General features: G+C 36.8%; 6 protein-coding genes. 5 read left to right on the plus strand and 1 reads right to left on the minus strand.

From position 1 onward, the window contains the following. Nucleotides 1-387: 387 nt before the first annotated feature. Nucleotides 388-2,073 (minus strand): M3 family oligoendopeptidase, encoded by a 1,686-nt coding sequence (locus WKS98_RS09595; protein ID WP_498918839.1) that lies wholly within the window; start codon nt 2,071-2,073, stop codon nt 388-390. A 557-nt stretch (nt 2,074-2,630) separates the two neighbouring features. On the opposite strand from WKS98_RS09595, the gene WKS98_RS09600 reads away from it, so the two are divergent. The 5 genes from WKS98_RS09600 to WKS98_RS09620 are packed head-to-tail and all read left to right on the plus strand — an operon-like array spanning nt 2,631 to nt 8,334. After that, nucleotides 2,631-3,632, plus strand: coding sequence for an ABC transporter ATP-binding protein (locus tag WKS98_RS09600; RefSeq protein WP_498918840.1), 1,002 nt, complete (start codon nt 2,631-2,633; stop codon nt 3,630-3,632). Beyond that, nucleotides 3,632-4,600, plus strand: coding sequence for an ATP-binding cassette domain-containing protein (locus tag WKS98_RS09605; RefSeq protein ID WP_498918842.1), 969 nt, complete (start codon nt 3,632-3,634; stop codon nt 4,598-4,600). Before WKS98_RS09600 ends, WKS98_RS09605 begins: the two co-directional genes overlap by 1 nt. Next, nucleotides 4,578-5,537 (plus strand): oligopeptide ABC transporter permease, encoded by a 960-nt coding sequence (opp4B, locus tag WKS98_RS09610; protein ID WP_498918844.1) that lies wholly within the window; start codon nt 4,578-4,580, stop codon nt 5,535-5,537. The genes WKS98_RS09605 and opp4B overlap by 23 nt, the downstream gene beginning before the upstream one ends. Before the next feature lie 10 nt (nt 5,538-5,547). Beyond that, nucleotides 5,548-6,447, plus strand: a complete 900-nt coding sequence (locus WKS98_RS09615; protein WP_498918846.1) for an ABC transporter permease — start codon at nt 5,548-5,550, stop codon at nt 6,445-6,447. A gap of 51 nt (nt 6,448-6,498) precedes the next feature. Further along, entirely contained in the window at nt 6,499-8,334 is a 1,836-nt protein-coding gene (locus WKS98_RS09620) for an oligopeptide ABC transporter substrate-binding protein (RefSeq protein ID WP_498918847.1), read from the plus strand. Nucleotides 8,335-8,373 lie beyond the last annotated feature (39 nt).

The raw sequence follows: 8,373 nt of genomic DNA on the forward strand, positions 1-8,373 counted from the left end.
ATTATTTTTGCCTTACGGCATTGGTATGTAGGTCTATGACCTACTACCTTTTTATTTCTATTATATTGTATCTTTTTATTTTACTAAGGGGGAAAATAGGAACCGTTTCGTACGTTCCTTTCCCCCTTGGGAACCCCCTTTACCTCCCAACGACTTGGGGATATCCCCAAGACCCCTTTTAAAAAGTTGTTGGAAAGCTAAGGCTTTCCTGTTTGTGCCTTCGGCACTATAATTAGGAATATTATACTTCGTCATGTCATTCTGAGCGGAAAAATTCCGAAGGAATTTTGTAGTCGAAGAATCTCAAAAAGCGATAGCTTTTTGTTACATCTTCTCTCACTTCTAACCTCATATTTTTCATAAAAAAAGATGCCACTGGCATCTTTTTTATGATATCTTTTCTTTTAATTCCTTTAAAATATTTTCTAACTTTGGTTTTATTTCATCCAGAACATCTGTTGTCATTGGGTTTTTAAGTTTTCCAATTTCAATTAGATTGAAGAATGAATCTTGTCCACCGGCTTTACATAATGTTATATATTCGTCTAAGGTCTTCTTTGGATCTTCCAGTGATTTGATTAGGTATTCAAATGCTAGAACTTGTGCCAATGTGTAGTCGATATAGTAGAATGGTGCTGAGAACACATGGCTTTGTGTAAACCAATAGCCACCCTTTTCTAAGAATTCGTTATCGTAGTCTAGGTCTGGTTGGTAAATCATTTCTATTTCGTGGAATTTTTTTCTTCTCTCTTCCGGTGTTGCTGTTGGGTTTTCGTATACCCAGTGTTGGAAGTGGTCGATGGTAACTCCATATGGTAGGAATGATATTGCTCCTTTTAGATGTGCAAATTTAAATTTGTCTTCGTTTTCGAAGAAGTCTTTCATCCATGGCCATGTTAAAAATTCCATTGACATTGAATGGATTTCACAAGCTTCGTAGGTTGGCCAAATGTATTCTACAATCTCTTTGTCTTGTGACATGTAGTTTTGGAATGCGTGGCCCGCTTCGTGGGTTACAACTTCCACGTCGCCTTTTGTTCCGTTGAAGTTTGCAAAGATAAATGGTGCTTTGTATGAGTCAAAGGAAGTGCAGTAACCTCCGCCCATTTTTCCCGGTTGTGCGTTAAGGTCCATTAGATCGTTGTCAATCATAAAGTTGAAAAACTCTCCTGTTTCTTTTGAAAGTTCTTCATACATATGTTTTGCCTTTTCAACGATATAGTCCTTGTCGCCCATTGGTCTTGGTGTTCCGTCTTTGAATTCAATTGGTTTGTCGTAGAACTTAAAGTCTTCTATGCCAAGGCCTTCTGCTTGTATCTTGTGTAATTCTACAACTAGTGGTGAGATGTTTTTAAGAATTTTTTCTCTATATCTCTTAACTTCTTCTTTTGTGTAGTCGGTTCTTGAAAGTTGTTTGTATCTAAATTCAACATAGTCTTTGTATCCAAGGGCAACTGCCATCTCGTGACGAACCTTTACCATGTCGTCATATATCTTGTCGATTGTTTCCATGTTTTCTTTAAAGAAGTTCCATCTTGCGTTGTAGGCAGCCTTCCTTCTTTCTCTGTCGTTATCTTGAAGAAGTGGTCCCATTTGTGTCAGTGTGTAAGTTTTTCCTTCAAATTCTATTTCTGAATTTGCAATTAGGTTGTTGTACTGACTAATTAAATTATTTTCTTTTTGTAAATATGGAATTGCCTTTTCTTCTATTACTAATGAGCATTCTAGTAGGTCAAGGTAGTGCTTGCCGATTTCTCTTTCCACATCGTCTTTATATTTTGAGTTTAAGATTACTTTTGCAAGCTCTGAGTAGTAGTTTGACATCACTGGACTAACTTCGTCCCAGTAGTCGTTTTCTTCTTTATAGAACTCGTCCCTTGTATCAATAGAGTGTCTAACACTTACTAGGGTGTAGGCTGTGCCAATCTCTTTTTCAAATTTTGAAAATTCTTTGATTGTATCTACAAGCTCTTGTCCGCTTGTTGCATTTTCCATCTTTTCTTTAAATGACTCATACTTTTCTTTTATATCTTCAAGTTTGGGTCTTTCGTATTTCATTTCATTAAATTTCATTCTATCCCTCCTGTTTCTATATTAAATTACAGCGCTTAGAAATTCAAGAGAGCATTTGATATATGTTGATGAATTTTTTCTAGACAAGAACGCTTTTGTCTGTTATCATATTAATAGAAACAAACATAGGATAAGAGCTATGCAAGTATAATTTAATTTTGATAATAAAATAAAAGTCTTTGTGAGAATTTATTCATTTTATCTGCATAAATTTTTTTGCAGGTACAATGATTTTTTTAATTATAAAACAGAGAACTTTTTTATTTTTAGTGGCAAATCCCTAGTAATGGGGAAAGGTTTAAAATATGGTTAAAAAAAATTTGCCACTTGAGAAAGCTTTATGTTATCATAATAGAAATAAGTAAAATCTTGTAAGGATTTTGAATATCTTTGCAGGAAAAAATTTTTAACCATCATTGCATAAAGTTATAAAATCTTTAATCTTTATGAAAATATGTGATGAATTTTGGTAAAAAACTTTAGTATAAATGTATTCTTAAGATGAATAAAGTTTTTTATTAAATATTAAAGACCCGCAAGGGTGGAATGGAGAAAATATGGAGAAGAAAAAACTTTTAGAAATCAAAGATCTTCATACAGCCTTTCGTATCGACGGTGAATATTACGATGCGGTTGACGGTGTGGATCTGGATCTTTATTCTGATGAAGTTCTTGCCATAGTTGGTGAATCTGGTTGTGGAAAGTCAACCATAGCTACTACGGTGATGGGCCTACACAACATGGTCTACACTAAGGTTAGTGGTGAAGTCATATATGATGGAGAAGACCTTCTTACTTATGACGAAAACAAGTTCACTGAAATTCGTGGTGGGGAAATTGGAATGATATTTCAAGACCCTCTTGCTTCTCTAAATCCTCTACACAGGATTGGGGAACAAATTGAGGAAGCTCTTATTTATCATACTAAGCTGAATAAAGAAGAGAGAAAGAAAAAAACTATCGAACTTTTAGACCAAGTTGGGATAGAAAACCCGGAAAGATGTTACAGACAGTTTCCTCATGAGCTATCTGGTGGGATGCGTCAGCGTGTTATTATTGCAATAGCGCTTTCATGTAATCCTAATGTGCTTATTGCAGACGAACCTACAACGGCTCTTGATGTTACGATTCAAGCACAAATCCTAGATCTTATTAATAAGTTAAGAAAAGAAATCAATGCAGGAATTATTTTAATTACTCACGATCTTGGTGTTGTTGCTCAAACTGCGGACAGAGTTGCGGTTATGTATGCTGGTCAACTTGTTGAGATAGCACCGGTAGAAGAGCTATTTAACAATCCTCTTCATCCTTATACAAGATCTCTATTAAACTCCGTGCCACAGGATGATGCGGTGGGAGAAGATCTTCATGTTATTCAAGGTATGGTTCCATCTCTTAAGAACATGCCTAAGTCTGGATGTAGATTCTCTTCAAGAATCCCATGGATTCCTGCAGAGGACCACGAAGAAGATCCAGTACTTCATGAAGTTTCGGAAGGTCACTTTGTAAGATGTACTTGTTACAAGACTTTCTATTTCCCAGAAGGAGGGGTGAAGTAATGAGCTTTTTAGAAATTAAGGATCTAAAGGTACATTACCCTATAAGGGGAGGCTTCTTCAACACTATTCAAGACTATGTTCGTGCTGTTGACGGCGTGGATTTGAGTATAGAACCTGGCAAGACCTATGGACTTATTGGCGAGTCTGGTTCTGGAAAATCTACAATTGGTAAGACTATTGTAGGTCTTGAAAAGATAACTGATGGAAGCATTCTTTACAAAGGGGAAGATGTTTCAAATAAACATGTTAGAAAGAAAATAAAATTTAATAAAGATGTTCAAATGATTTTCCAAGACTCTGCATCTTCACTGGACCCTAAGAGAAGGGTTTTAGATATTATTGCAGAACCCCTTGATAACTTTGAGAAGACGTTAACTCCTGATGAGAGAAGGAAAAGGGTTCTTGAGCTACTTGACATTGTCGGTATGCCTCATGATGCACTTTATAAATATCCTCATGAGTTTTCTGGCGGACAAAGACAAAGAATTGGTGTAGCAAGGGCCGTTGCATTAAAACCAAAGCTAATCATAGCTGACGAACCGGTTTCTGCGCTGGACCTTTCCGTTCAGGCGCAAGTTTTGAACTACATGAAAAACATTCAAGAGGCTTTTGGACTTGCCTACCTATTTATTTCCCACGACTTAGGGGTTGTAAAGCATATGTGTGACTACATTTACATTATGCACAGAGGTAGATTTGTTGAACAGGGCAATAGAGAAGTTATCTATAGAGAACCTGCTCACATTTACACCAAGAGACTTATTGCTGCCATTCCTCAAGTGAACCCAAATATCAAAAAAGAGGTTCAAGAAAATAGGGTTGCAGTTGAAGAATTATATTTAAAGCAACAAGGTGATTATTATGATTCTGAAGGTAGGGTTTATGACCTTATTGAAGTAGGAGAAGATCACTATGCGGCATTAAAAGACAAGGGGGTATTGTACAATGTGGAAAACAGTATTGCGTAGAACTTTAATTATGATACCTCAGCTATTTATACTATCAATATTTGTGTTTACACTTGCAAAGTTTATGCCTGGGGATCCATTTTCGGGAATGATAAACCCTCAAACACCACACGCAAGGCTTGAGGAACTTAGGGAAAAAGCTGGTCTTAATGACCCGATACCAACACAATATGTAAGATGGTTAAAGAATGCAGCACATGGCGACTTCGGTAAGTCATATACAATGAAGATGCCTGTAAATAGAGTTATTGGACAAAGAGCACAAAACACTTTCTGGTTAGCGCTACTATCAATGATATTGATGTATGCCATCGCTCTACCTCTTGGAATTATTGCGGGGCGGAGAAGTGGAACGAAGGTAGACCAGGCCATTAACCTGTATAACTTCTTAACCCTATCCATACCAGGCTTTGTAATGTACTTGGTTTCACTTTTAATCTTCGGATATAGATTAAAGTGGTTCCCAACAGGAGGAACAGTTTCCATAAGTGCAGGAACAGGTCTTTCATACATTGGTTCAAGACTATACCATATGTTATTACCTGCTCTATCATATGCGCTAATTGCAACAACAGGTACAGTGCAATATTTAAGAAATGAAATTATAGATGCAAAGACTCAGGACTATGTAAGAACTGCGAGAGCAAAAGGGGTTCCTACTAAAAAGGTGTACAGTCACCATATCTTTAGAAACTCACTACTTCCTATTGCAGCTTTCTTCGGTTTCCAAATCACTGGACTTCTTGGAGGTTCTGTAATGATTGAAACTGTATTTGCATATCCAGGAATGGGTTCTTTGTTTATAGAGAGTATATCCTCTAGAGATTATTCAGTTATAACCACACTTGTGTTGCTATATGGACTACTAACACTAATGGGTTCACTTCTATCTGACATCATTATGACCATAGTTGACCCTAGAATAAGGATAGACTAGGGGGTGCAATATGGAAAAAACAATGAAGAAAAAACCAGAAGTTTCAGAGAAACCAATGGGTTTTAAAGTTATAGTAAATGAAGTTAAACACGACAAACTTGCACTAGCATCATTCTTTTTGCTTTGCATTTTAATAATAGGACTAATTGCATCAAAGATTATTTTAGATTCAAAAGCTGTTATGGAAGTTGATATATTCAACTCCTATGCAAGACCGGGAGAAGAAGGGTTTATCCTTGGTGCCGACAAAGGTGGAAGGGATATTCTTGGACAACTTCTTCTTGGTGGTTACACATCGGTACAAATTGGATTTTTAGTTACATTAATCACAACGGTACTTGGTGTTACAGTTGGCCTTATAATAGGTTATTACGGTGGAATGGTGGACAATATAATCATGAGAATTATAGACTTTTTACAAGTTCTTCCAGTAACCATGATAATAATCGTACTTGTAACAATTATTCCTAAATATAGCAAATGGAAATTTGTTCTTATAATGTCAGCGTTTTATTGGACCGGGGTGGCAAGGCTTGTAAGATCAAAGTCCCTATCTGAAGGAAGAAAGGACTATATATCCGCTTCAAAGACAATGGGAACACCACCACTAAAAATAATGTTTGGAGAAATACTTCCAAATATTGGTTCAATAATAATAGTAGACAGTACACTGGCATTAGCTGCGAACATAGGTATTGAAACAGGACTTACCTTCCTTGGATTCGGTTTACCATTAAAAGAGCCATCCCTTGGAACGTTAATCTCTTACGCAAAAGACCCAGAAGTTATAGCAGATAAGCTATATATATGGGTTCCGGCGGTGCTTTTGGTACTTGTATTCACCCTATCTATAAACTATGTGGGACAAGCTCTAAGAAGAGCGGCAGACGCAAAACAAAGAAGGGTTTAATTAGTTATTTTTCATGCTTAGCATGTAAAAAATAAAAAAAGGAGTGTAGAAATGAAAAAATTTACCAAAGTGTTAGCATTGACATTGGCAGTTGGAATGTCGCTAACAGCATGTAAACCTGGAGACGGTGGAAAATCATCTACTGGCGCAGGCAACACAAACTCAACTGAAGTTGTAAGCAAGGACAACGGCGAATCCAAAATCAAATGGGACGCTAAGAGTCTACCTGTAAAGAACGAAGGGGAAGCTATTGAAGATGGTGTTCTTGAATATGGTCTAGTATCAGACTCACCTATTAAAGGTATCTTTGATGCATCACTATATATTGACACTACAGATAGTACTGTTATGGGTCTAATGAATGGTGGTAACCTATACGATTCTGACGACAGTTTCCGTATAATCTCTTCTGACAAAGTTGAAATAGACTATAACAGCGATGCAAACACTGTTACATTCAAGTTAAATCCAAAATTAACTTGGAACGATGGTACACCTGTAACAGCTATGGACTTAGCTTATTCATACTACATCGTTGGACATAAGGATTACACTGGAGTTCGTTACGATAAGACAGAAAACGAAAGAATCGTTGGTATGAAAGAATATCATGAAGGAAAAACTGATAAGATTTCAGGTATAACTACACCAGATGACCATACAGTTGTTGTTCAATACACTGAACTTACACCTGCAACTCAATGGGGTTCAGGACTTCGTGTTGACCTAACACCATATCACTATATAAAAGATATTCCAATAGGTGAACTAGAAGAATCAGACCAAATTCGTGTTAAACCACTTTCAGCTGGACCTTACTACATTTCAAACTATGTACAAGGACAAAAGATTGAGCTTTCAGCTAACGAACACTACTACAAAGGAAAACCTAAAATCGCTAAGATAAACATTGAAGTTGTTCCAGTATCAAACGTAGTATCTGCAATGAAAGCACACAAATACGACATGATTTCTTCAGTACCATCTAAATCTGTAGATGAATTACAAGAAGTTCCAGGATACCAAATGGTAGGAACAGGTGACTTCTACTACAGCTACCTTGGATTCATGCTTGGACACTATGACAAGGAAAAGGGAGAAATCACTACAAATCCAGACGCTAAAATGGCGAATGTAAACCTAAGAAAAGCTTTGGGATATGCAATTGACCAAAATGCTATCGCTGAAAAGTTCTACAAAGGACACAACGAATTAGCTAAGTCAGTTATACTTCCTATCTTTACAGAATTCTACAACAAAGATATTAAAGGATATGTGTACGATCCAGACAAAGCTATGAAACTTCTTGACGAAGCTGGATACAAAGACGTTGACAACGATGGATTCAGAGAAGATCCAAAGGGACAACCTTTCAGCATCAACCTAGCTATGATGGCAGGTGGAGATACACAAGAACCACTTTCACAATACTATCTACAATGTTGGGAAAAGATTGGTATCAAGGCTGAACTTGCAACAGGTAACCTAATAGAATTTAACTCATTCTATGACAAACTTGATGCAGAAGACAAAGGAATCGACGTATTCGCAGCAGCTTGGGGAGTAGGAACAAACCCAAGTCCAAAAGAATCTTATGGAAATAGTGCAGCATTTAACATGTCAAGATATACTTCTGACAAGCTACAAGACGCTATTGACAGAATTACAAGTCCAGAAGCAGCAGATCCAGAATTTATGGCTAAAGCTTACAAAGACTTCCAACAAGTAGTATTTGATGAAGTACCTGCAATTCCACTACAATGGAGAACAGCATGGCAAATGGTTAATAACCGTGTGCTAAACTATGACGCAGGTTATGGTAATGGTGAAAAGACTACTAACTCAGGAGACTGGGCAGTATCAGCAGAAAAACCATTAGAAAAATAAGAATTGAAAAAATAGACCCTAAGCAGTGCTTAGGGTTCT

Source organism: Lagierella sp. ICN-221743 (assembly GCF_037890055.1).
Taxonomy (GTDB): domain Bacteria; phylum Bacillota; class Clostridia; order Tissierellales; family Peptoniphilaceae; genus Mediannikoviicoccus.